This window comes from Pseudomonas sp. P39-UII1, from assembly GCF_039672635.1.
Classification (GTDB): domain Bacteria; phylum Pseudomonadota; class Gammaproteobacteria; order Pseudomonadales; family Pseudomonadaceae; genus Aquipseudomonas.
On sequence record NZ_JBDFPP010000002.1, the window covers coordinates 376364 to 397823 of the forward strand.

Sequence of the window (21460 nt, forward strand, 5' to 3'; positions counted from 1 at the left end):
GGCTGCCGCCAGCGTCAGGTGTGCGGCACCTGCTTGGGCGCTGCTCCTCCGGCATACTGCGGTTTCAGGTGCCCCTGCTCATCCAGCAGGTAGGCATCCATCACCTCGCGCACCACCGGCCCCGCCACACGGCCACCGGCCTCGCCGTTCTCGATCATCACCGCCACCACCACGCTGGGATGGTCGGCGGGGGCGAAGCCGACGAACAGGGCGTTGTCGCGGTGGCGTTCGAGGGTCTTGTTGCGGTTGTAGCGCTCACCCTGCTTGATCGCCACCACCTGCGCCGTGCCGCTTTTGCCGGCGATGCGGTACTGGGCGCCGGCGGCGGAGGCGCGGGCGATGCCGCGCGGGTCGTGCATGACCATCTGCATGCCCTGGCTGACCTGGTCCCAGGCACGCCGGTCGTGCAGCACAATGTCTGGCATCGGGTTGGGGTCGACCGGGGTCACGCCGCCCACGGTCATGGCCAGGTGCGGGCGGTGCCACACGCCCTTGCTGGCCAGCAGGCTGGTGGCCTGGGCCAGCTGCAGCGGGGTCACCTGCATGTAGCCCTGGCCGATGCCGAGGATCAGTGTCTCGCCAGGGAACCACGCCTGGCGGCGGGTGGCGCGCTTCCACTGGGCCGACGGCATCAGCCCGGCCGCCTCTTCGTTCATGTCCAGCGAGACCTTCTGGCCGAGGCCGAATTCGGCCATGTAGTCGTGCAGGCGGTCGATGCCGAGCTTGTGCGCCAGGTCGTAGAAGTAGGTGTCGTTGGAACGCATGATGGCGGTGTACATGTCCACCCAGCCGTCGCCGCTGCGGTTCCAGTTGCGGTACTTGTGGTCGTAGTTGGGCAGCTCGTAGTAGCCGGGGTCGAACACCCGGTTGCCGGGCGTGATCACACCGCTGTCGAGGCCGGCGATGGCCACCTCCGGCTTGACCGTCGAACCCGGCGCGTACAGCCCGCGCAGCACGCGGTTGAACAGCGGCCGGTCGATCGAGTCGCGCAGGGCCGCGTACTGCTTGAAGCTGATGCCCTTGACGAACAGGTTGGGGTCGAAGCTGGGGTTGCTGACCATCGCCAGCACGTCGCCGTTGGCGGGGTCGAGCACCACCACCGAACCGCGGCGGTCGCCCAGGGCTTTTTCGGCGGCCACCTGCAGGTGGCTGTCGATGCTCAGGATGATGTCCTTGCCCGGGATCGGGTCCTGGTGGTTGAGCACCCGCATCACCCGGCCCTGGGCGTTGGTCTCGACTTCTTCGTAGCCGACATGGCCGTGCAGCTGGGCTTCATAGAAGTGCTCGATGCCGGTCTTGCCGATCGACTGGGTGCCGCGGTATTCGGTGCTGTCGAGGGTCTTGGCTTCTTTCTCGTTGATGCGCCCGACATAGCCGACCGAATGGGCGAAGTGTTCGGCCAAGGGGTATTCGCGAATGAACTGCGGCTCTACCTCCAGGCCCGGCAGGCGGAACTGGTTGACCGCCACCAGGGCGATCTGCTCTTCGGTCAGGCCGACCATCAGCGTCACTGGCTCGAACGGTTTGCGGCCGCGGCGCAGGTCCTTGTCGAACTGCTTGCGGTCGTCCTCGCCCAGGCTCAGGATTTGCGCCAGGTTATCGAGCACCTTGGCCGAGTCGCCTGCGCGTTCGCGGGTCATGGTCAGGTCGAAGCTGGGCTTGTTGTCGGCCAGCACCACGCCATTGCGGTCGTAGATCAAGCCGCGCTCGGGGGCGATGGGCAGTACATGCACGCGGTTGTTTTCCGACACCGCGGACTGCTGGTCGTGTTGCAGCACCTGCAGCACGTAAAGCCGGCCGATCAGGACGGCAACCAGGCTGAAGACCAGGGCCGCGCAGGCGAGCAGCCGGCGGTTGACCAGGCTCTTTTCCTTTTCGTGGTCCTTGAGGGGGATCGGTTGGGGCATGGGCGATGGTGTGTCGGCTGAACGCGAAACCTGTGGGAGCCGGCTTGCCGGCAAATACGCCAGGCCAGCCAACATGGATGCAGACGAGTGCTACGCACCCGAATCGCCGGCAAGCCGGCTCCCACAAGCATGCGGGGCGGCGATGCTACGCGGGCTGGCGCCTGCTCTCAAGGCAAACACCAGCGCCTGCGCCGCCGGGGTCGGCGCTTCAGCCCGCCGTCAGGGGGTTCACGGCCACATGAAGATTTGTTCATGCACCTTCGGAGACGCCCACGGGTTGCGCGGCTCGCACTTGAGGTGCATGTCGTGCGAGTTGCGGTGTGGCGTATATCGAGCGCCGCCCGCGCGGCGCATCGCGGGCAAGCCCGCTCCTACATTTGTTGCAACGTGCCATGGCCTGTGAGGCCATAGTTGCCAGCCTTGTTGGCATGACGCGATTTTTCGGCTGGCGCTGCCGGCGCCTCACCTGTCTTCAGCCATGCGCCAAGGCGAACAACCATGGCCTGGCTGGAACGGCACGTTGCAACAAATGTAGGAGCGGGCTTGCCCGCGATGCGCCGCGCGGGCGGCGCTCGATCTCAAGGGCGCTGAAGATCCCAAGGCAAGCGCTTCACGCGCTGCGCAAAAGCGATCGACCTGTACTAGGGTGAAGCAGTGCTCCATGCACCGCGATGTCAGGTCGCGCTTTTGAGGCCTGGGCAAACAGGCTCCACTGCGCGCAGATTGGGCTACCTGGAGAATCCCATGGTACGAGACTTCACGGGCGGCTTCATCGGGCTGTTCATCGGGCCGGTGATCCTGGCGGTGGGTTACATGCTGTTCTGGCAGTGGGTCGACGACGGCCCTGCCAGCGGCCCACGAGTCGTCGCGCCATGAAGGGTACTGATGCAGGCGCAGCGCTGCACAGGGCAGATGACGTGATCATTTGCGAGTACTGCGACGCGGTCTACCAGCGCGCACCCCTGCAGCGCCACCAGAGCGCGTCATGCCTGCGCTGCGGCGGCGTGCTGTACCGCCACAACCCGTTGAATATGCAACAGCGCCTGGCGCTGTGCGTGACCGGTGGGGTGCTGCTGGTGTTCGCCAATGCCTACCCGGTGATGACCATCAGCATGGGCGGCCTGAGCAACTCGGCGACCTTGTGGGATTCGGTGCTGGTGCTCAGCCAAGGCAGCATCACCTTCATTGCCCTGGTGCTGGCGCTGGCGATCATTTTCGCCCCGGTGCTGCAGATTGCCCTGCTGTGCTGGGTGCTGGGTTTTGCCGTGGGTGGGCGCCGTGCCCCCGGCTTTGCCAGCTGCATGCGGGCGCTGGAAAAACTGCGGCCCTGGAGCATGCTGGAGGTATGCCTGCTGGGGGCGATGGTTGCGGTGATCAAACTGGCGGGCCTGCTCGATGTGATTCCGGGCATCGGGCTGATCGCCTTGGCGGTGTTGAGCGTGTTGATGATCTTCATTGCCGGGCGCGACATCCGCGACCTGTGGGGGCAGGTATGAGTGCCCCGGCGCTGGCCGGCGAGCTGGGCCTGTGCCTGTGCCATGGCTGCGGGCAGGCCTGTGACCTGCGCCTGGGCCAGCACCAGTGCGACCGCTGTGGCGCGCCACTGCACCGGCGCAAGGCCAACCCCATCGCCCGTGGCTGGGCGTTTCTGTTCGCGGCGTTGATCTTCTATGTACCGGCCAACGTGTTGCCGGTGATGAACACCGAAATGCTCGGCCAGGGCAGCGACAGCACTATCGTTGGCGGCGTGTTGGAGTTCTGGGAGGCCGGCGCGTGGGACATCGCGCTGATCATCTTCATCGCCAGCATCGGCGTGCCGGCGATCAAGTTCGTCTCCCTCGGGCTGCTGCTGTTCACTGCCCAGCGCCATAGCCAGTGGGCACGGCGGCAGCGCTCGCAGCTGTTTCGCTGCGTCGAGCTGATCGGCTACTGGTCGATGCTCGACGTCATGGTGGTGGCGCTGGTGGCTGCGCTGGTGCAGCTGCGCGGGCTGGGCACCATCGAGCCGCGCCCCGGCATTCTGTTTTTCGGCCTGGTGGTGGTGCTGACCATGTTCGCGGCCATGAGCTTCGACCCACGCCTGATCTGGGACGACCAACCACACCATGGGGAGCACGGCGATGGCGCTGGAGACTGAGAACCACGCACGGCCCGGCCAGGCGCAGGTGCGCACACGGCGCTTCAGTGTCTCGCTGGTGTGGATCGTCCCGGTGCTGGCACTGCTGGTCGGCGCCTCGCTGGTGGTGCGTAACTGGATGGAGCAAGGGCCGGTGATCAGCATTTCATTTCGTAGCGGCGAGGGCCTGGTGGCGCACAAGACCCAGGTGCGTTACCGCAGCGTGGTGATCGGCGAAGTGACCACGGTGGAGCTGACCGAGGACCGCAAGGGCGTGGTGGCCAAGGTCGAACTGTCCAAGGAGGCAGAGTCGTTCGCCACCGACGGCGCGCGCTACTGGGTGGTGCGCCCGCGCATCGGCGCCGGCGGCATCTCGGGGATCGACACGTTGCTGTCGGGCAGCTTCATCGGTGCCGATGCCGGCGAGTCGAAAAAGCCTGAAAAAACCTTCGTCGGGCTTGAGTCGCCACCGCCCATCACCTACGGCGAGAAGGGCAAGCGCTTCGTGCTCAGCGCCAATGACCTGGGCTCGCTGGACATCGGCTCATCGATCTATTTCCGCCGTATCCCGGTGGGCGAGGTGGTGTCTTATGCGATCAAGCCCGACGGCAGGGGTGTGGCCATCGATATCTTCGTGCAGTCGCCCTACGATGCGTTCGTCACGCTCGACACGCGGTTCTGGAACGCCAGCGGCATCGACATGCAGATCGGGGCCAACGGGCTGAAGGTCGAGACCCAGTCGTTATCGTCGATCCTCATGGGCGGGCTGGCCTTCGGCACGCCCGAATACGCAGCGCCCGCAGAGGCCGCTGTCGACCAGCAGGCCTTCGAGCTGTTCGCCGACCGCGATGCGGCCCTGGCACCGCCAACTGGCAAGGCGCAATACCTGCGCCTGCGCTTTGACCAGTCGATGCGTGGGCTGTCAGTGGGGGCGCCGGTGGAATTCAAGGGCGTGGAGTTCGGCCGGGTGACGTCGATCACCCTGGATTACGACCCGAAAAAACAGAGCTTCCCCGTTGTGGTGGATGCGGCCATCTACCCCCAGCGCCTGGGCCCCGTGCACCAGAAGATGCTCAAGGTGTTCAAGCACACCGAGGGCGACGCCGCCGGTGCCCGGCAACTGATCGGTACGTTCGTCGAGCACGGCCTGCGCGCCCAGGCCCGCAGCGGCAACCTGATCACCGGGCAGATGTTCATCTCGCTGGACTTCTACCCTGAGGCGCCCAAGGTCGCCTTCGACATGAGCGCCGACCCGATCGTCATCCCCACCGTGCCCGGCAGCCTGGAAAAACTCCAGGAGCAGCTGCAGGGTGTGCTCGAGCGCATCGGCAAGCTGCCGCTCGAAAGCATCGCCGGCAACCTCGATGGCACGCTGCGCGAGCTGCGCAGCGCCGCCAAGCGGGTTGACGGGCAGACCCTGCCGGGCCTGACGACCACCCTGGATGAACTGCAGAAGACCCTGCGCACGGCCAATTCGGCGATCGCCGAAAACTCGCCGCAGCGGGAAAAACTCGGCGATACGCTGCAGGAGCTGGAACGCATGTCGCGCTCGTTGCGCGACTTGGCGGACTACCTGGGCCGTCACCCTGAATCGCTGATTCGCGGGCGGCCGAAGGCTGCGGGCGCGGACGACGTCAAACCCTGAGCATGCCCCAAGGAGTATGAGCCAATGCGCACGCTGCCTACCCTGTTGCTGGCCACGCTGGTGGTGCTGACCGCGGGCTGTCGCAGCGCGCCCAACAACTATCACACCCTGGTTGCCGCTCAGCCGAGCCGCAGTACGGGAGAGAAGATCCTGGTCGAGCGGGTCAGCGTGCCGCCGCAGGTGGACCGCCCACAACTGGTGATACGCCAGGGCACGAGCGGGCTGGTGATCCTGGAAACCGAATGGTGGGGGGCCAACCTGGTCGATGAGTTCCGCAGCGCCTTGCAGGACCAGCTCGGCGGGCCGGCGGGCGGCACGCCCAGGGCACTGTTGCGGGTGGATGTGCAGCGGTTCGACTCGGTCCCGGGGCAGTACGCACTGCTGGAAACGGTGTGGCGCCTGCAACGCCCTGGCCAGGCTGAGATGACGTGCCGGACCTCGGTGCAAACCCCCGCGCAAAACAGCATCGGCAGCCTGGTCGGCGCCCAGCAGGCCAATCTGCAGAAGCTGGCCAGCGCGGTGCGCGCGAGTGCAGCCGGTTGCCCGAGATCGTAGCGTTCAGCCGCAGCAGGCAGGTTGCTGATAAACGGGTTGTGCACACGACAGGCAGGTTTTCCGCTAGAATGCCGCCCGGGTGCTAGCTGCACGGAGCAGTGATGCAGGTTAAACAACTACGCCGGTCGGGCCGCCAGCGGGAGTTCTTGCACCCATGCAAAAACATGTAATCCCTCGCGCCCAGCGCATTGCCCTGCGCGCTTTTGCCAACTTCGAGCGCTTCCTGCACATCGAGGCCGTGAGCGGTATCGTGCTGCTGATCGCCGCCGTGGCGGCGTTGATCTGGGCGAATTCGCCCGCCGCTGACAGCTACGATGCCCTCTGGCACACGCCCATCACCTTCGGCATCGGCTCGCTGGTGTACTCACAGTCACTGCACTTCTGGATCAACGATGGCCTGATGACCATCTTCTTCCTGGTGGTGGGCATGGAAATCCGCCGCGAAATCCATGAAGGGGCGCTGTCCAGCCTGCGCCAGGCCACGCTGCCGATGGCCGCGGCCGTCGGCGGGGTGGCGGTGCCTGCACTGATCTACCTGGCGTTCAACCATGGCCCGGCCGACCACCAGGGCTGGGCGGTGCCCACCGCCACCGACATCGCCTTTGCGGTGGGTGTGCTGGCGCTGCTGGGCAAGTCGATCCCGTCCAATGTGCGGGTGTTTCTGCTGGCCCTGGCGATCATCGACGACATCATTGCCGTGCTGATCATTGCCTTCTTCTACTCCGGTGGCCTCGATTACAGTGGCCTGGGCGTTGCCGCCATCGGCCTGCTGCTGGTGCTCGGCCTGCAGAAGATCGGCGTCGGCTCGGCCTATGCCTACATCATCCCCGGCTTCATCACCTGGCTGGGCGTACTGATGACCGGTGCCCACCCCACCTTGGCGGGTGTGGCGTTGGGGCTGATGACGCCGGTGAAGGCGATGCCGCTGAGCGAGCGCCCGCTGGAGGCCGTCAGCCGCTTCACCGACGACCTGCTGGGCCGCGCAAAGGCACCGGAGCGTGATGCCAGCCAGCTCATGAGCCCGCTGAAACACCTGCGCCTGGCCCAGCGTGAGCTGGTGCCGCCAGTGACCCGTGTGCAAGGCACCCTGCACCCATGGGTGGCCTACGCGATCATGCCGCTGTTTGCCCTGGCCAACGCCGGTGTCGGGTTGTCCGGTGTCGACCTGTCGGCCGATGGGCCGTTCTGGGTGATGGTTGCCGTTGCCGTTGCGTTGGTCGCCGGCAAGCCGTTGGGTATTGTCAGCGTCAGTTGGCTGATGGTGCGCCTGGGTTGGTGTGCGCTGCCGGCCGGTGTCACCTGGCGTGGCATCACCCTGATCGGGCTGCTGGCGGGTATCGGCTTCACCATGTCGATCTTCATCGCCAACCTGGCCTTCGCTGACCCTGGCGCGCTGGGCGCAGCGAAACTCGGCGTGCTGTCGGGCTCCGTCACCGCGGCGGTGATCGGCCTGGCGTGGGGCGTCTGGAGCCTGCGCAAGGCAGCCTCGGCTGTGCGGGCTGCAGCCGGCTGATTGCAGCGCCCCTCGAAATAGTTATCGGAGGGGTGCATCCAAACAGCATCCTGGCGGGTATTACAGGCAGCGCGACTTCGCGCTGTCGATTACTCGCCAGGAGATGTGCCCCATGAATAGCCCCGTTACCCTGCTGATGCTTGCCGGCGGCCTTGTGCTGATACTGGCCAACCAGGCCGCCCACGCTCAATCCTCAGTACCTGACGCCGTCAAGGTGCCGGACGGCCATTCGGTCATGCTCGAGACCGTCGGTGTCGGCCAGATCACCTACGAATGCCGCGACAAAGCCAATGCGCCGGGCCAAACCGAATGGACCTTCGTCGGCCCCAAGGCCGTGCTCAACGACAGGGCCGGCAAGCCAGTGGGCGACTACTTCGGGCCGCCCGCCACCTGGCAGGCGAAGGACGGCTCGAAGGTCACCGGCACCCAGTTGGCCATCGCGCCAGCGGCCAAGGGCGACCTGCCTTACCAGCTGGTGCAGGCCAACCCGGCCGAGGGCAAAGGCGCCATGACCGGCGTAAGCTTCATCCAGCGCCTGGCCACCCGTGGCGGCGTGGCGCCGGCAAGCGCCTGCGCGGCGCAGAACAAGGGCGAGCGCAAAGTCGTCGACTACCAGGCTGACTACATCTTCTGGGCGGCAAAATGAAGGTGACCGAACCAGGCAGGTGAGTGGCTGGCGTCTACGCTATCGACAAGCCCCGGTCACTTGGCTGGGGTGCCGCCCAGGGACCTTGCATTGAACTCACCTTTGCCTCCGTTCGATTATCAACGTTGCCTCCAGGCTTGCGCGCAGGGTGACCGGCGCGCATTGCATGCACTCTACGAGGAGGAGGGCGCACGCTTGCTGGGCGTCGCGCGGCGTATCGCCCGCGACGATGCGACGGCCGAAGATATCTTGCACGACGCCTTTGTCCGCATCTGGACCCGGGCCGCCAGCTTCGACCCTGCGCGCGGCTCGGCGCGTGGCTGGATCTACAGCGTTACTCGCCATCTGGCGCTCAACTTCATTCGCGATACCCGGCGGGAAGTGGTGTTTGACGAGGCGGCTTTCACCCCTGCGCCCTTTGCCGGGGATATCGACCTGCAAGCGGATTCGGCCAAGGTTCATCGCTGCCTTGAGCAGCTGGAGCCTGCACGCAAGCTGTGCATCCTGCATGCGTATGTCGACGGGTGCAGCCATGCCGAGATCGCCAGTTTGCTGAACACGCCGCTAGGCACCATCAAGGCCTGGATCAAGCGCAGCCTGAAGGCGTTGCGGGAGTGCATGGGATGAAGAAAGCGCAGGGCGAAACGGCAGAAGCGCTCGACGCGCTTGCCGGGGAATATGTGCTGGGCACCTTGTCGGCAGAGCAGCACCAGGCCGTGCATCAGCGCCTCGGCGAAGATGTGCAGCTGCGTGCCGCCGTGGATGCCTGGGAGCAACGGCTACTGTCGCTCAATGCACTGGCCGAGCCTGTGGCGCCCAGCGCTCGGTTGTGGCGCCGGATCAACCGCAGCCTTGATGTGCAACAACCTGCACAGCCACCGCGCTGGTGGCAACGCTTGGCGCTGTGGCAAGGCATGGCCGGGGCCGGTGTGCTTGCGAGCCTGCTGCTGGCATTTACGCTGCTGACCACCCAAGCGCCGGCGCCGTCTTACCTGGTGGTGCTGGTTGCACCGGCTGACAGTGCTGCAGGTTGGGTGGTGCAGGCCAGCGACGCGCGCAGCATTCAGCTGATTCCTCTGGGGCAGTTCCCGGTACCGAGCGACAAGGTGCTGCAGTTCTGGACCAAAGGCGAGCAGTGGCAGGCGCCGGTATCGTTGGGCCTGGTCAAGCCGGGTGAGCAATACCGCGTGCCCGCGCACGACCTGCCGCCGCTGGAAGCCAACCAACTGTTCGAGTTGACCCTGGAGAAGGCCGGCGGCTCGCCAACCGGCCGGCCAACGGGGCCTGTGCAGTTCATTGGGCGAGCGGTGAAAGTGCTGTAAAACCGGCCCCGAAAAAAAGCGGCGCCTGGGCGCCGCTGCCAGTCAATGCACGTGCTCAGGGCGCTTCTTGCGCGGCGCCGGAGCCTCGCCGTGGCCGTCGTCGGCCTCGGTGATCGGCACTTCTTTACCGTCACAGTCGAACAGCTTGCCATCACGGAAAAAGTCACCTTCATTGAGCCCGGCAATGTCGCGGTAGCGCAAGGTGCGCTCGCTGGCGGCGACGAACACCGACTGCTGGTCGGAGTTGCCGGCACGCAGGTGGTTGAACAGCAAATTCAGCAGGATCGCCATGATCGCCGCCGAGCTGATGCCGGAGTGGAAGATCGTCTCGAACCAGGCCGGGAAGTGGTGGTAGAAGCCTGGCGCGGCGATCGGGATCATGCCGAAGCCGATCGAGGTGGCAACGATGATCAGGTTCATGTTGTTACGGTAGTCCACCTGGGCCAAGGTGCGGATGCCGCTGGCCGCGACGGTGCCGAACAGCACCACGCCCGCGCCGCCCAGCACCGAGGTAGGCACCGCGGCAATCAGCCGGCCCATTACCGGCAGCAGGCCAAGGGTCACCAGGATCAGGCCGGTGGTGGCCACCACATAGCGGCTCTTCACGCCGGTCACGGCAACCAGGCCGACGTTCTGCGCGAAGGCACTTTGGGTGAAGGAGCCGAACACCGGCGCGAAGACGCTGGAAATCATGTCGGCGCGCAAGCCATTACCCAACCGTTTCGAATCGACCTTGGTGCCGATGATTTCGCCGACGGCGAGAATGTCGGCAGAGGTTTCGACCATGGTTACCACGATCACGATCAGCATCGAGATGATCGCCGCAACCCGGAATTCGGGCGCGCCCAGTGGCATCAATTGAGGCAAGGCGACCAGCGTGCCGTCCAGCACATGGGAAAAGTCGGCCATGCCAAAGGCCACGGCCACCAGCGTACCGATCACCATCGCCAGCAAGATCGACAAGCGTGAGAGGGTGGCGCTGCCCAGCTTGCTCAGCAACAGCACGGTGGCCAGGGTGAAGGCCGCCAGGGCGATGTTGGCGGTGCTGCCAAAATCTGCTGCCTGGCTGTTGCCGCCCATGGCCCAGCGCGCCGTGACCGGCATCAGGGTCAGGCCGATGGTAGTGATGACGATGCCCGTCACCAGGGGTGGGAAATATTTCGTGATGCGCGAGAACAGCGGTGTGATCAGCAGCCCGATCAATGACGCCGCGATCACAGCGCCAAACACCACCGACAGGCCAACCCGGCCGTCACTGCCGATGATCGCGATCATGGTCGCCACGCCAGCGAAGGACACCCCTTGGACCAACGGCAGCTGGCAACCGAAGAACGGAATACCGAGGGTCTGCAGAAGCGTCGCCAGGCCGCCGGCAAACAGCGAGGCGGCGATCAGCAGGCCGATTTCAGCCGGGGTCAGGCCGGCCGCCTGGCCGATGATCAGCGGTACGGCAACAATGCCACCATACATCGTCAGCACATGTTGCAGCCCATAGGCCACATTGGCGCCAACGCCGAGGTTCTCGTCTTCCGGACGAGGTGTAGCGGGTGAAGTCATGGTGAGTAGCTCGCTTTTGTTTTTTTAATGCGTCTAACAGCACGGTTTCAGTCGCGGTGGGTGAACTCTTGAACAGGGGTTGGCCGTTACGCGCTTTGCAGTGCGCAACGGCCGTTTTGCATTACTCGCCGATGACCAGGTGGCGGGCCAGTTGGTTGTGGCGCTCGAGCACCAGGGGCAGGTCGACGGTGGTGATGCGGCCATCCTTGACCACCACACGCCCGTTGATCACGCTGGTGTGGACCTGGGTCGGGGTGCAGAACACCAGCGCCGCCAGCGGGTCGTGGTGAGCACCGGCGTACGACACATGCCCGAGGTCGAAGGCCACCAGGTCGGCGACCATGCCTGGCGCCAGGGCACCGATGTCGTTACGGTTGAGCACTTTGGCGCCGCCGAGCGTGGCGATTTCCAGCGCCTCGCGAGCGGTCATCGCGTCGGGGCCAAAGCCGACACGCTGCAGCAACAGCGCCTGGCGCACTTCGCCGATCATGCTGGCGCCATCGTTGGAGGCCGAACCATCGACGCCCAGGCCTACCGGCACACCGTGGTCGCGCATCTTGCGGATCGGCGCGATGCCCGAGGCCAGGCGCATGTTCGAGCATGGGCAGTGGGCCACGCCGGTGCCGGTGCGGGCGAACAGCTCGATGCCGTGCTGGTCGAGTTGCACGCAGTGGGCGTGCCACACATCGTGGCCGACCCAGCCCAGGTCTTCGGCGTATTCGGCCGGGGTCATGCCGAACTTCTCGCGGCTGTAGGCGATGTCGTTGACGTTTTCGGCCAGGTGGGTGTGCAGCGACACCCCGTAGTTGCGCGCCAGCACCGCGGCTTCGCGCATCAGGTCACGGCTGACCGAGAACGGCGAGCAGGGCGCCACCACCACCCGCAGCATCGAGCCGTGGCTGGCGTCGTGGTAGTCCTCGATCAGGCGCTGCGATTCCTTGAGGATGTCGCTTTCCTTTTCCACCACCGAATCCGGCGGCAACCCGCCCTGGCTGCGGCCGACGCTCATGCTGCCGCGCGCGGCGTGGAAGCGCATGCCGATTTCGCCGGCGGCGTGGATGCTGTCGTCGAGCTTGCAACCGTTGGGGTAGATGTACAGGTGGTCGCTGGAGGTGGTGCAGCCCGAGAGGATCAGCTCGGCCATGGCCGTCTGGGTCGACACCGCGATCATCTCGGGGGTCAGCCTTGCCCAGATCGGGTACAGATTGGTCAGCCAGTTGAACAGTTCGCCGTCCTGGGCTGCTGGCACCACACGGGTGAGGCTCTGGTACATGTGGTGGTGGGTGTTGACCAACCCCGGGATGACCACCTTGCCGGCCATGTCGAGGATTTCGTCAGCGTGCTGGGGCAGCTCGTCGCTGGGGCCGACCTGCTTGATCAGGTTGTCTTCGATGTACACGCCGCCGCGTCTGATCTCGCGGCGTTCGCCGTCCATCGTCACCAGCAGTTCGGCGTTTTTTATCAGCAAAGTCTTGGGCATTGGTGTTCCTTCCCGTGAGGGGTGCGGGTTGCAATCTGTGTGTATGGACACCCGGTTTTCGACTAGAGCCAGGCCCTGGAAACCAGGTGCAGTGTGGCAAACACTGCGTGGTTGGCAGGGTAGGTCAGGGCTGCAGCGCGCGCGTCGACGCCGTCGAGGCGCATAGGCTCGACGTGGGGCGAAGGGTGGGCTGCCGGGGTAACGAAATAGCGGCGAATGCATCGATTCGCGCAGGGGGCTCGGAGAGGGCGAGCGGGTAGGGGTAGTGCATGGCTTCAGGCCTGTCGCAATACGCAGCGGCGATTACCGGTGTCGTAGGCGCGGGGGTAATGTAACCAGGAATGGTTGATTTTGTATACGAAAAAGTTGGGGTGGGGCTGGCGGGAGATAAGGGGTTGGCTGCCAGGTGCCTGCCTTGGGATTTTCGGTGATGCATAAATCGAGCGCCGCCCGCGCGGCGCATCGCGAAGCGCTTGCCTTGAGATCTTTAGCGCCTTTGAGATCGAGCGCCGCCCGCGCGGCGCATCGCGAAGCGCTTGCCTTGGGATCTTCAGCGCCTTTGAGATCGAGCGCCGCCCGCGCGGCGCATCGCGGGCAAGCCCGCTCCCACATTTGTTGCAACGTGCCATGGCCTGTGAGGCCATAGTTGCCAGCCTTGTTGGCATTACCCAATTTTTCGGCTGGCGCTGCCGACGCCCCATCTGTCTTCAGTCATGCGCCAAGGCGGACAACCATGGCCTGACTGGAACGGCGCGTTGCAACAAATGTAGGAGCGGGCTTGCCCGCGATGCGCCGCGCGGGCGGCGCTCGATTTGTGCATCACCAAAGATCCCAAGGCAGGCACCCCCACCCCCCATACAAAAAAAAGAGGCCCGCAGGCCCCTTCGAGGAAAACCGTTCTCGCGCTTACGCCGTTTCGACCTTGCGCGGCGCCATGAAGTACAGCCACACCAGCGCGATGAAGTACATCGTCGGGATCATGGTGAACAGCACGCCGTAGTTGTTGTGGGTGATGGTCAGCACGCTGCCGACGATCTGCGTCATGAACATGCCGCCGATGGCCGCGCACATGCTGCCGAAGCCGAACACCGTGCTTACCAGGTGCTTGGGCGTGTAGTCCATCAACAGGCTCCAGATGTTTGCCGTCCAGGCCTGGTGCGCGCCGACCGCCACGGCAATGGCCAGCACCGCGACCCACAGGTCGCTGGCGTGGGCGGCGAAGGTCACGCTGATGATGGTGCAGGCGAAGATCAGCATCGAAATCAACCGTGCCCGCGTGGCACGCACGCCGCGGCCGATCAGCCACGACGAGAGGATGCCGCCGCCAATGCTGCCGAAGTCGGCCGTCAGCCAGATCAGTATCAGCGGGATGCCCATCTGGGTGACGCTGATGCCCAGGTTGTACTGCTGGTTGAGAAACGGCGGCAGCCAGTACAGGTAGAACCAGAACACCGGCGCGGTGATCGCGAACGCCACGGCGAAGGCCCAGGTGCCGCGCATGCGCAGGATGCGGCTGAAGGGCACACGCACGGCCTCAGGCTCCGGCTCTTGCTGAATGTAGTCCAGCTCGCTCTGGCGCACGCTCGGGTGGTCTTCAGGGTTGAAGTACTTCAGCCCCCAGAAGATCACCCAGACCAGGCCCAGGCAGCCCATGGCGATGAAGGCCGCCTGCCAGCCCCAAGCAGCAAGGATCACCGGCAGCAGTGCCGGGGTGATCATCGCGCCAACGTTGGTGCCGGCATTGAACAGCCCGGTGGCGATGGCCCGTTCACCGGCAGGGAACCACAGGCGCGTGGTCTTCACGCAGGCGGGGTAGTTGGCGGCTTCGGTCAGGCCGAGGATGAAGCGGCAGACCATGAAACCGGCGGCCGAGGTGGCCAGGCCGTGGGCGCCCGTGGCCAGGCTCCAGAGCAATACCGCGACGAAGAAGGCGCGTTTGACCCCGACCTTGTCGATCAGCCGGCCCTGCAGCAGGAAGCCGATGGCATACCCCACCTGGAACCAGAAGTTGATGTTGGCGTAATCCATCGCCGTCCAGCTCATGTCCTTGGCCAGCATGGGCTGCATGATGCCGAGGGCGGCGCGGTCGATGTAGTTCAGGGTGGTGGCGAAGAACACCAGGGCGAGCATGCCCCAACGCGTCTTGCCGACGGCAAAGGCGCCGCGAATCTTGCTGCCCATGGAAGCATGGGGAATCGGAGGCATGGCGGATGTACCTGTTTCTTGAAATTGTAATGAACGGCGGATGCATCTAGCTCGCGGTTTTGGCTCAAGGCAGGGAGCACTCGCAAGGCCGTGGCATGGTGAGCAGTGAAACCCGCACCGTCAATGCCGAGTATGGCTCTATTGTTCGATAACCGAACGAATGCCGTCCGTCATGTATTTCGCCATGGGCGTCGATCTCGCAGCAAAAAGCTATACAGGAAAATATACTTGTACAACATTAGGGTTCTGCGGTGTCCCTCTCATGGCGCGTCGACGCGGTGCGTTTCTCCTGGCTGTACTGTTGTTGGCGGGGTTTGCGGCCGCGGCAGACTGGCGACCCGCGGTGCCCGACGCGCGCCAGGTGGGCAGCGGCGAGTTCACCTGGTTTGGCTTCAGGGTCTACACCGCCCGCTTGTGGAGCGCCGGGACGCCTCAAGGCTGGCAAGCGCCGTTCGCCCTGGAGCTGATCTACCACCGGGCGTTGTCGCGCGACACGCTGGTGCAGGCAAGCCTGGAAGAGATGCGCCGCCTGAGTGGCGGGCAATTGCCCCAGCCCACGCAGGACCGATGGGCGCAAGCCATGCAGGCGGCGTTCGTCGATGTGCAGCCGGGCACGCGCATCACCGGGGTGTACCTGCCAGGGCAGGGCAGCCGTTTCTATGTCGACGGGCAACTGCGCCACGAGGTCGCCGACCCGGCGTTCGCCCGCGCCTTCTTCGCTATCTGGCTCGACCCGCGAGCCCGCGACCCAGCGTTACGCCAGCGCCTGCTCGGCCTGGCGGGCAACGATCGAGGAGAGTGAACATGGGTAGAGTGCTGCTGTTGATTGGCTGCCTGTTGCTGGGCAGTTGCGGCAACGTCGAGGTGGACCACTACGCTGGCGAGAAGCCGACGCTGGACCTGGTCGCGTTCTTCGCGGTGCCGGTGCAGGCGTGGGGCATGGTGCAGAAGCGCTCGGGGGAGGTGACCAAGCGGTTCCATGTGCGTATCGACAGCCGCCGCGAGGGCGAGAAGCTGATACTCGACGAGCATTTCCTGTACAGCGATGGTACCCGCCAGCAGCGCACCTGGACGATCACCCCGGACGGCCCCGGGCGCTGGCGCGGGCGTGCGGGTGACGTGATCGGCGAGGCGCGTGGCGAGGTGGCCGGCAATGCCTTGCGCTGGCGCTACACGCTCGACGTGCCGGTGGACGGGCGGCATTGGCAAATGGACATCGACGACTGGATGTACCTGATGGATGCCGACACCCTGATCAACCGCTCGAGCATGCGCAAGCTGGGGGTGGAGGTCGCGCAGATAACCCTGTTCTTCCGCCGGTTGCCGGCGGGCACGCCGTGAACACAGAGGGTCAATGCCGCTCCCACAGAACAAACGCTAACTTACTGATTTGGCGGGGGATCCTGTAGGAACGGCTTCAGCCGCGAACACCGGCGAAGCCGGTGCCATCCACCGCGGCGCCTGCTTCGCGGCTGAAGCCGCTCCCACAGTAGCCCGCGCTGATCAGAGGGTTGGGGCTGGCTTAGGCCTTAATGCAATGCGCAGGGCCAATGGAAATACCAGCGCCCAGATCATCCCCAATACAATCGCAGTCGGCATAACCCCCATCGGCAACGCTACCTGCGCCAAGCGGGCCCCCGCCAGATAAGCCAGCGGGCCACCCAACATACCCAGCAGCGCTCCGAGCCAAACCGGCCGCGCTGCCCACGCCAGGCTATGGCGCAGCCCGCTGGCCAGCACCAGCCACAACAATGCCAGCCAGAGAGGCAACGGCCATTGGGCGAAGTCGAACACCCCCATCGCCCCCAGCACGCTGTCCAGCACACAACCGGCAAGCGTTACCCAAAAAAGCGCACGCACTTCTGCACCGCGGTCCTGGCAATAGCGCAGGTGCAACGCCAGGCCAATCGGCACCATCACCAGCAGCCAAGGTCTGTGCGCCCCCAATACACAGATCCACCACCCTGCCTGCAACCACAAGGCATTGCCGATCAGCCATCGCCTGGGCACCGCTCAGGCGCCTGGCAGCGGTGCCCGACGCGCCTGCGGCGCCGCCCACAGCAACTGCGCCACACCAATTGCGCGCTCCTCGAACCCGCCCTGGCAGTAACACAGGTAGAACTCCCACAAGCGCTGGAAGGTGTCGTCGTAACCCAGCTCTTTCAGCGCGGCGCGCGCCTGGCGCAGGTTGTCGCGCCAATGGCGCAAGGTGCGTGCGTAGTCCTGGCCGAAGTCTTCGAGGTGGACCAGGTTCAGCTTGGTCTGGCGGCTGGCGGTATCCAGCAGCACGCTAAGCGAGGGCAACGCACCGCCGGGGAAGATGTAACGCTGGATGAAATCCACCGAACGGCGCGCCTGGGCGTAGCGTTGGTCGCGAATGGTGATCGCCTGCAGCAGCATCAGGCCGTCGTCCTTGAGCAGCCCGGCGCACTGGCGGAAGTACGTGGGCAGGTAGCGGTGGCCGACGGCTTCGATCATTTCCACTGACACCAGCTTGTCGAAGCGCCCGCGCAAGTCTCGGTAATCCTCGCGCAGCACCGTGATGCGCTCAGTCAGCCCCAGCGCCTGCACGCGTTGCAGGGTGTGGGTGTATTGCGCGTCAGACAGCGTCGTGGTGGTAACACGGCAGCCATGCCGGGTGGCCGCGTGGATGGCCAGGCTGCCCCAGCCGCTGCCGATTTCCAGCAGGTGCTCGTCGGGTTTCAGTTCAAGCTTCTGGCAGATCGTTTCAAGCTTGTTCAGTTGTGCCTGTTCCAGGCTTTGCTCGGCGCTGTCGAACTGCGCCGCCGAGTACATCATGGTCGGGTCGAGCAGGCGTTCGAACAAGGCATTGCCTAAATCGTAATGGGCGAGAATGTTGCGCCGTGCGCCGCGCCGGCTGTTGCGGTTGAGCTGGTGCAGCAGGCGCAGGGCGGGGCGTGCCAGGCGCGCCAGGCCGCCCTCCATGGCGTCGAGGACATCGAGGTTGGCGACGAACACGCGGGTTACCGCGGCCAGGTCGGGGCTGCGCCAGTAACCGTGGATGTAGCCTTCCCCAGCGCCAATCGAACCACTGCTGGCGACCAGGCTCCAGGCCGCCTCGTCGACGATTTCGACTTCGGCGTAGAGCGCGCTGCCGGTGTCGCCGAAGCTCCACTGCCGGTCATTGCAGATTACCCGCAAACTGCCGTGGGCCAGGCGCCGCAACTGGGCCAGCACGGCCGTTCTGGCCAGGCTGGCGAATAACGGCGTACGGCCGGCCGACTTGCTAACGCTCAACGTGGGATCGGTCATGATCGGGCTCCTTACAGGCGGCGTGGCCGAGGCCCAGGTTGCCCTGGCTGGCGCGGTGGTCGTGGATGGGTGTGCGCTTGAGCAACAACTGCAGGGCTTGCCAGTAGATGGCCGACACCGTGCGCAGGCTCATCCAGGGGAAGGTGAGGATGTGGCGGTGCAGGGCGGCGCGGTCCAGCGGCGCACGTTGCAAGGCCAGGTCGGCGTCGAACACCTTTTGCCCTTCGTGCCAGTTTTCCATGTGCATGTGCACGCGCTGTGCATCGAGCACGAAGCGCAGGCGGTACTCCATGTCCAGCGGCATGAAGGGCGAAACGTGAAATGCCTTGGCCACGGAAAACCCCGATTTCAGGCCGTTGTGCACGGGCAGCACATAGTGGAAGCGCTCGCGCCAGGGCGTGTTGCGCACCTCCAGCAGGATCGCCACCAGCTGGCCGGTCCGGTCGTGGCAGAAGTAGACGCTTACCGGGTTGAAAGACAACCCCCAGCAGCGTGGCTGAGTGAGCAGGTGCACAGCGCCTTCAGGTGTTTGCCCGGTGGCCTGGCCGACCAGTTGCCGCGCAGCCTGGGCCAAGGGCACGCCCTGCCGGGTCAGCGCCGGCAGGTAATCGCTTTCTCGCCAGCACAACGGCGCCAGCCGCGAACGCCCCAGCCAGTGGCTGAGGCCGAGCAGGCGGGGTTGTTCATCCAGGTCCAGGTAGAACATGCCGATGCGGTAACGGAACACGTGCTGTCGCGGGGTCAGGCGCCGATGGTTGACCCAGCCGTGACACAAACTGCTGTTCACAAGCCTTCTCCAAAAAAGTCCGCCACTTTCAGCGCGCTGACCACGCCGTCTTCGTGGAAGCCATTGCCCCAGTAAGCGCCGCAGTAGTAGCTGTGCTGGCGCCCCTGCAGTTCGTCCTGGCGGGCCTGTGCGGCCAGGGCTACCAGGCTGTATTGCGGGTGTGCATAGTCAAAGCGGGCGAGGATCTGCGTCGGGTCCACCAGCGCGGTCTGGTTCAGGCTCACGCAAAAGGTCACTGGCGCGTCGATGCCCTGTAGGATGTTCATTGCGTAGGTCAGCGCGGCGGGGGCCTGCTGAGGGCCACCGAGGCGGTAGTTCCAGCTGGCCCAGGCCTTGTGGCGCTTGGGCAGCAGGCGGGTGTCGGTGTGCAGCACCACGTCGTTGCTGGCGTAGGTGATGGCGCCCAGTACCGCGCGCTCGTCGGCGCTGGGCGCCTCGAGCAGGGCCAGAGCCTGGTCGCTGTGGCAGGCGAACACCACGCTGTCGAAGCGCTCGCTGCCCACTGCGCTGTGCACGGTCACGCCACCCTCGTCCCGGCTCACCCGACTGACCGGGCAATTGAGGCGGATGCGTTCGGCAAAAGGCTTGCACAACGGCGCCAGGTAGCTGCGCGAGCCACCCTCGATCACTCGCCATTGCGGGCGATTGCTCACCGACAGCAAGCCATGGTTGCGGCAGAAGCGCACGAAAAACTGCAGCGGAAAACCGAGCATGTCGGCGCGCGACATCGACCAGATCGCCGAGCCCATCGGCACGATGTAATGGTCGATGAAACGCTGCCCGTAGCCCTGCATCTGCAGGTAGCCACCCAGAGTGGTGGCGTCGTCGATGCGTTTGTGTTCCAGGTCGGCAATGGCCTTGCGGTTGAAGCGCACGATGTCGCGCAACATGCCCCAGAACCCGGCAGACAACAGGTTGCTGCGCTGGGCGAATAACGTTTTCAGGTCATGGCCGTTGTATTCGAAACCGCTGCGCGGGTCGTGCACCGAAAAGCTCATCTCGGTTGGCCTGGACGCGACGTTCAGCTGGTCGAGCAGGCGGATGAAGTGCGGGTAGGTCCAGTCGTTGAAGACGATGAAACCGGTGTCCACCGCGTACTGCTGGCCGCCCCATTGCACATCGACGGTGTGGGTATGGCCACCGATCCAGTCGGCGGCTTCGAACACCGTGACGTCGTGCCGGCGTGACAGCAGGTAGGCACAGGTGAGGCCAGCGATACCGCTGCCGATGATTGCGATGCGCATGTGGGTCTATTCCTGCTGCTTGCGTGCCAGGCGCTGGCCTAGCTTCAGTCGCCAGCGCACCGGCAGCGCGCCGAGCAGGCGCAGCACCTGGGTGAAAACACCGGGGAAGTTGATTTCCAGCGGGCGTCGCGGCAGCCGCGCAGCGATGTGCGCAGCGGCGCGTTCGGCGCTCCACAACTGGGGCATGGGGAAGTCGTTGCGACGGGTCAGCGGTGTGTCGACGAAGCCGGGGCTGACCAGGGTGACGTCGATGCCCTCGTTGATCAGGTCAATGCGCAGTGACTCGATCAGGTAGCGCACGGCCGCCTTGGACGCGCCGTATGCCCCGGCACGGGGCAGTGCCAGCCACGACACCGAACTGCCCACCACCACCAGGTGCGGCCGCTGGCCACGGCGCAGCAACGGCAAGGCGGCGTGCAGGCAGTGGCTGAGGCCGACCAGGTTGGTGTGGACCACACGCTCGACCAGTAGCGGGTCGAACTGGCCAGGCTCAAGGTATTCACAGGTGCCGGCGTTGAGGATCACCAGGTCCAGCGCGCCCCAGTTCTGCTCGACCTGTGCGGCCATTTGTGCGACCTGCAGCGGGTCATCGATATCGCCGATGGCCTGCAAGGTCTGCTGCCCAAACTGCGCGGCCAACGGCGCCAGGCTGTCAGCCCGCCGTGCGCCAAGCGCAACCTGGTGGCCTTGTTCCAACAGGCACTTCGCCAATGCTGCGCCAATGCCGCTGCTGGCACCGGTCAGCCAGCAGCGGCTCATGCCAGCCTGCCCTTGAGCCAACGGACCGCGCCGCCCAGCACCGGCACATGCTCATAAAGCAGTGCGCCTGCGTCGAAGTAGTCTTGATGAAAGTGCACACGTTCATGCCAGCGCAGGTGGCTGCAGCCTTGCAGGCTGACCCTTTGCCCGCCATTCAGGCGCGGGTGGCGAAACTGCAAGGTCCAGCGAATGTAGCCGTGGCCTGGCGCCACCTCATCGGTGCCTTCGAAGGTGTAGTGGACCTCCTGGATATTGCCGTAAAGCTCGGCAAAGTAGGCGTGCAGGGCAGGGAGGCCGCTGATGTGATGCAGTGGGTCGCGAAAGCTGATGTCGTCGCTGTACAAGTCACCCAGCTGGTCGAGGGTGTGCGCATCGAGCCGGGCAAAGCGTTCGGCGAAGGTTTGCAGGTAGCTGGGCATGCTCGAGCCTGTACAAAAAAGTTTTCTTGTAC

The 21460-nt window shown here is 65.1% G+C and carries 21 protein-coding genes; 11 read left to right on the forward strand and 10 right to left on the reverse strand.

What is annotated here, in order from left to right; genetic code table 11:
- Window positions 1–14 precede the first annotated feature (14 nt).
- Window positions 15–1907, reverse strand: coding sequence for a penicillin-binding protein 2 (gene mrdA / locus ABEH27_RS04470; protein ID WP_346612393.1), 1893 nt, complete (start codon window positions 1905–1907; stop codon window positions 15–17).
- 744 nt (window positions 1908–2651) lie between these two features.
- Between mrdA and ABEH27_RS04475 the strand changes: the two genes are divergently transcribed.
- The 9 genes from ABEH27_RS04475 (at window position 2652) to ABEH27_RS04515 (ending at window position 9704) form a co-directional block, all read left to right on the forward strand.
- On the forward strand, window positions 2652–2783 hold the full coding sequence (locus ABEH27_RS04475) for a hypothetical protein (protein WP_346612535.1): 132 nt from the start codon (window positions 2652–2654) through the stop codon (window positions 2781–2783).
- A 23-nt stretch (window positions 2784–2806) separates the two neighbouring features.
- Window positions 2807–3403 carry a paraquat-inducible protein A gene (locus ABEH27_RS04480; protein WP_346612532.1) on the forward strand — a complete coding sequence of 199 codons (597 nt, stop codon included), beginning with the start codon at window positions 2807–2809 and terminating at the stop codon, window positions 3401–3403.
- Window positions 3400–4044, forward strand: a complete 645-nt coding sequence (locus ABEH27_RS04485) for a paraquat-inducible protein A (RefSeq protein ID WP_346612394.1) — start codon at window positions 3400–3402, stop codon at window positions 4042–4044. The genes ABEH27_RS04480 and ABEH27_RS04485 overlap by 4 nt, the downstream gene beginning before the upstream one ends.
- On the forward strand, window positions 4028–5668 hold the full coding sequence (locus ABEH27_RS04490; RefSeq protein WP_346612395.1) for an MlaD family protein: 1641 nt from the start codon (window positions 4028–4030) through the stop codon (window positions 5666–5668). Before ABEH27_RS04485 ends, ABEH27_RS04490 begins: the two co-directional genes overlap by 17 nt.
- Before the next feature lie 24 nt (window positions 5669–5692).
- A complete protein-coding gene (locus ABEH27_RS04495; RefSeq protein ID WP_346612396.1) occupies window positions 5693–6223 on the forward strand; it encodes a PqiC family protein in 531 nt (176 codons plus the stop codon).
- Window positions 6224–6377: 154 nt separating this feature from the next.
- Window positions 6378–7736, forward strand: a complete 1359-nt coding sequence (nhaA, locus tag ABEH27_RS04500; RefSeq protein ID WP_346612397.1) for a Na+/H+ antiporter NhaA — start codon at window positions 6378–6380, stop codon at window positions 7734–7736.
- A gap of 112 nt (window positions 7737–7848) precedes the next feature.
- Window positions 7849–8382 carry a DUF3455 domain-containing protein gene (locus ABEH27_RS04505; protein ID WP_346612398.1) on the forward strand — a complete coding sequence of 178 codons (534 nt, stop codon included), beginning with the start codon at window positions 7849–7851 and terminating at the stop codon, window positions 8380–8382.
- Window positions 8383–8472: 90 nt separating this feature from the next.
- Entirely contained in the window at window positions 8473–9009 is a 537-nt protein-coding gene (locus ABEH27_RS04510; RefSeq protein WP_346612399.1) for a sigma-70 family RNA polymerase sigma factor, read from the forward strand.
- On the forward strand, window positions 9006–9704 hold the full coding sequence (locus ABEH27_RS04515; protein ID WP_346612400.1) for an anti-sigma factor: 699 nt from the start codon (window positions 9006–9008) through the stop codon (window positions 9702–9704). The genes ABEH27_RS04510 and ABEH27_RS04515 overlap by 4 nt, the downstream gene beginning before the upstream one ends.
- A gap of 42 nt (window positions 9705–9746) precedes the next feature.
- On the opposite strand, the gene ABEH27_RS04520 is transcribed toward ABEH27_RS04515, so the two are convergent.
- The 3 genes from ABEH27_RS04520 to ABEH27_RS04530 form a co-directional block, all read right to left on the reverse strand.
- Window positions 9747–11261: a nucleobase:cation symporter-2 family protein gene (locus ABEH27_RS04520; RefSeq protein ID WP_346612401.1), complete on the reverse strand. Its 1515-nt coding sequence runs from the start codon at window positions 11259–11261 to the stop codon at window positions 9747–9749.
- Between the two features lie 121 nt (window positions 11262–11382).
- Window positions 11383–12741, reverse strand: a complete 1359-nt coding sequence (locus ABEH27_RS04525) for an 8-oxoguanine deaminase (RefSeq protein ID WP_346612402.1) — start codon at window positions 12739–12741, stop codon at window positions 11383–11385.
- A 906-nt stretch (window positions 12742–13647) separates the two neighbouring features.
- Window positions 13648–14946 carry an MFS transporter gene (locus tag ABEH27_RS04530; RefSeq protein ID WP_346612403.1) on the reverse strand — a complete coding sequence of 433 codons (1299 nt, stop codon included), beginning with the start codon at window positions 14944–14946 and terminating at the stop codon, window positions 13648–13650.
- A 262-nt stretch (window positions 14947–15208) separates the two neighbouring features.
- Between ABEH27_RS04530 and ABEH27_RS04535 the strand changes: the two genes are divergently transcribed.
- Window positions 15209–15748 carry a chalcone isomerase family protein gene (locus tag ABEH27_RS04535; protein ID WP_346612404.1) on the forward strand — a complete coding sequence of 180 codons (540 nt, stop codon included), beginning with the start codon at window positions 15209–15211 and terminating at the stop codon, window positions 15746–15748.
- Window positions 15749–15750: 2 nt separating this feature from the next.
- Window positions 15751–16287 carry a DUF3833 domain-containing protein gene (locus ABEH27_RS04540; protein WP_346612405.1) on the forward strand — a complete coding sequence of 179 codons (537 nt, stop codon included), beginning with the start codon at window positions 15751–15753 and terminating at the stop codon, window positions 16285–16287.
- Window positions 16288–16449: 162 nt separating this feature from the next.
- Here ABEH27_RS04540 and ABEH27_RS04545 read toward each other — a convergent pair whose 3' ends face one another.
- Genes ABEH27_RS04545 through ABEH27_RS04570 form a run of 6 tightly spaced genes read right to left on the reverse strand, consistent with a single transcriptional unit; the run spans window position 16450 to window position 21428 of the window.
- Window positions 16450–16956: a DUF2878 domain-containing protein gene (locus ABEH27_RS04545; protein ID WP_346612406.1), complete on the reverse strand. Its 507-nt coding sequence runs from the start codon at window positions 16954–16956 to the stop codon at window positions 16450–16452.
- Window positions 16957–16959: 3 nt separating this feature from the next.
- Window positions 16960–18219: a cyclopropane-fatty-acyl-phospholipid synthase family protein gene (locus ABEH27_RS04550; RefSeq protein WP_346612407.1), complete on the reverse strand. Its 1260-nt coding sequence runs from the start codon at window positions 18217–18219 to the stop codon at window positions 16960–16962.
- Entirely contained in the window at window positions 18194–19006 is an 813-nt protein-coding gene (locus ABEH27_RS04555; protein WP_346612408.1) for a DUF1365 domain-containing protein, read from the reverse strand. The genes ABEH27_RS04550 and ABEH27_RS04555 overlap by 26 nt, the downstream gene beginning before the upstream one ends.
- Window positions 19003–20250, reverse strand: a complete 1248-nt coding sequence (locus ABEH27_RS04560; RefSeq protein ID WP_346612409.1) for an FAD-dependent oxidoreductase — start codon at window positions 20248–20250, stop codon at window positions 19003–19005. The genes ABEH27_RS04555 and ABEH27_RS04560 overlap by 4 nt, the downstream gene beginning before the upstream one ends.
- Window positions 20251–20256: 6 nt before the next feature.
- Complete coding sequence (locus tag ABEH27_RS04565) at window positions 20257–21009, reverse strand: SDR family NAD(P)-dependent oxidoreductase (RefSeq protein WP_346612410.1); 753 nt, start codon at window positions 21007–21009, stop codon at window positions 20257–20259.
- Complete coding sequence (locus ABEH27_RS04570) at window positions 21006–21428, reverse strand: nuclear transport factor 2 family protein (RefSeq protein WP_346612411.1); 423 nt, start codon at window positions 21426–21428, stop codon at window positions 21006–21008. Before ABEH27_RS04570 ends, ABEH27_RS04565 begins: the two co-directional genes overlap by 4 nt.
- Window positions 21429–21460: the final 32 nt, after the last annotated feature.

Bases quoted from the DNA above. Each gene is read 5' to 3' on its own strand.
- ABEH27_RS04565 (WP_346612410.1), bottom strand. From the start codon at position 21,009: ATGAGCCGCTGCTGGCTGACCGGTGCCAGCAGCGGCATTGGCGCAGCA.
- ABEH27_RS04560 (WP_346612409.1), bottom strand. From the start codon at position 20,250: ATGCGCATCGCAATCATCGGCAGCGGTATCGCTGGCCTCACCTGTGCC.
- ABEH27_RS04475 (WP_346612535.1), top strand. From the start codon at position 2,652: ATGGTACGAGACTTCACGGGCGGCTTCATCGGGCTGTTCATCGGGCCG.
- mrdA (WP_346612393.1), bottom strand. From the start codon at position 1,907: ATGCCCCAACCGATCCCCCTCAAGGACCACGAAAAGGAAAAGAGCCTG.
- ABEH27_RS04485 (WP_346612394.1), top strand. From the start codon at position 3,400: ATGAGTGCCCCGGCGCTGGCCGGCGAGCTGGGCCTGTGCCTGTGCCAT.
- ABEH27_RS04515 (WP_346612400.1), top strand. From the start codon at position 9,006: ATGAAGAAAGCGCAGGGCGAAACGGCAGAAGCGCTCGACGCGCTTGCC.
- ABEH27_RS04550 (WP_346612407.1), bottom strand. From the start codon at position 18,219: ATGACCGATCCCACGTTGAGCGTTAGCAAGTCGGCCGGCCGTACGCCG.
- ABEH27_RS04490 (WP_346612395.1), top strand. From the start codon at position 4,028: ATGGCGCTGGAGACTGAGAACCACGCACGGCCCGGCCAGGCGCAGGTG.
- ABEH27_RS04520 (WP_346612401.1), bottom strand. From the start codon at position 11,261: ATGACTTCACCCGCTACACCTCGTCCGGAAGACGAGAACCTCGGCGTT.
- ABEH27_RS04570 (WP_346612411.1), bottom strand. From the start codon at position 21,428: ATGCCCAGCTACCTGCAAACCTTCGCCGAACGCTTTGCCCGGCTCGAT.
- ABEH27_RS04530 (WP_346612403.1), bottom strand. From the start codon at position 14,946: ATGCCTCCGATTCCCCATGCTTCCATGGGCAGCAAGATTCGCGGCGCC.
- ABEH27_RS04525 (WP_346612402.1), bottom strand. From the start codon at position 12,741: ATGCCCAAGACTTTGCTGATAAAAAACGCCGAACTGCTGGTGACGATG.
- ABEH27_RS04495 (WP_346612396.1), top strand. From the start codon at position 5,693: ATGCGCACGCTGCCTACCCTGTTGCTGGCCACGCTGGTGGTGCTGACC.
- ABEH27_RS04505 (WP_346612398.1), top strand. From the start codon at position 7,849: ATGAATAGCCCCGTTACCCTGCTGATGCTTGCCGGCGGCCTTGTGCTG.
- ABEH27_RS04535 (WP_346612404.1), top strand. From the start codon at position 15,209: ATGGCGCGTCGACGCGGTGCGTTTCTCCTGGCTGTACTGTTGTTGGCG.
- nhaA (WP_346612397.1), top strand. From the start codon at position 6,378: ATGCAAAAACATGTAATCCCTCGCGCCCAGCGCATTGCCCTGCGCGCT.
- ABEH27_RS04540 (WP_346612405.1), top strand. From the start codon at position 15,751: ATGGGTAGAGTGCTGCTGTTGATTGGCTGCCTGTTGCTGGGCAGTTGC.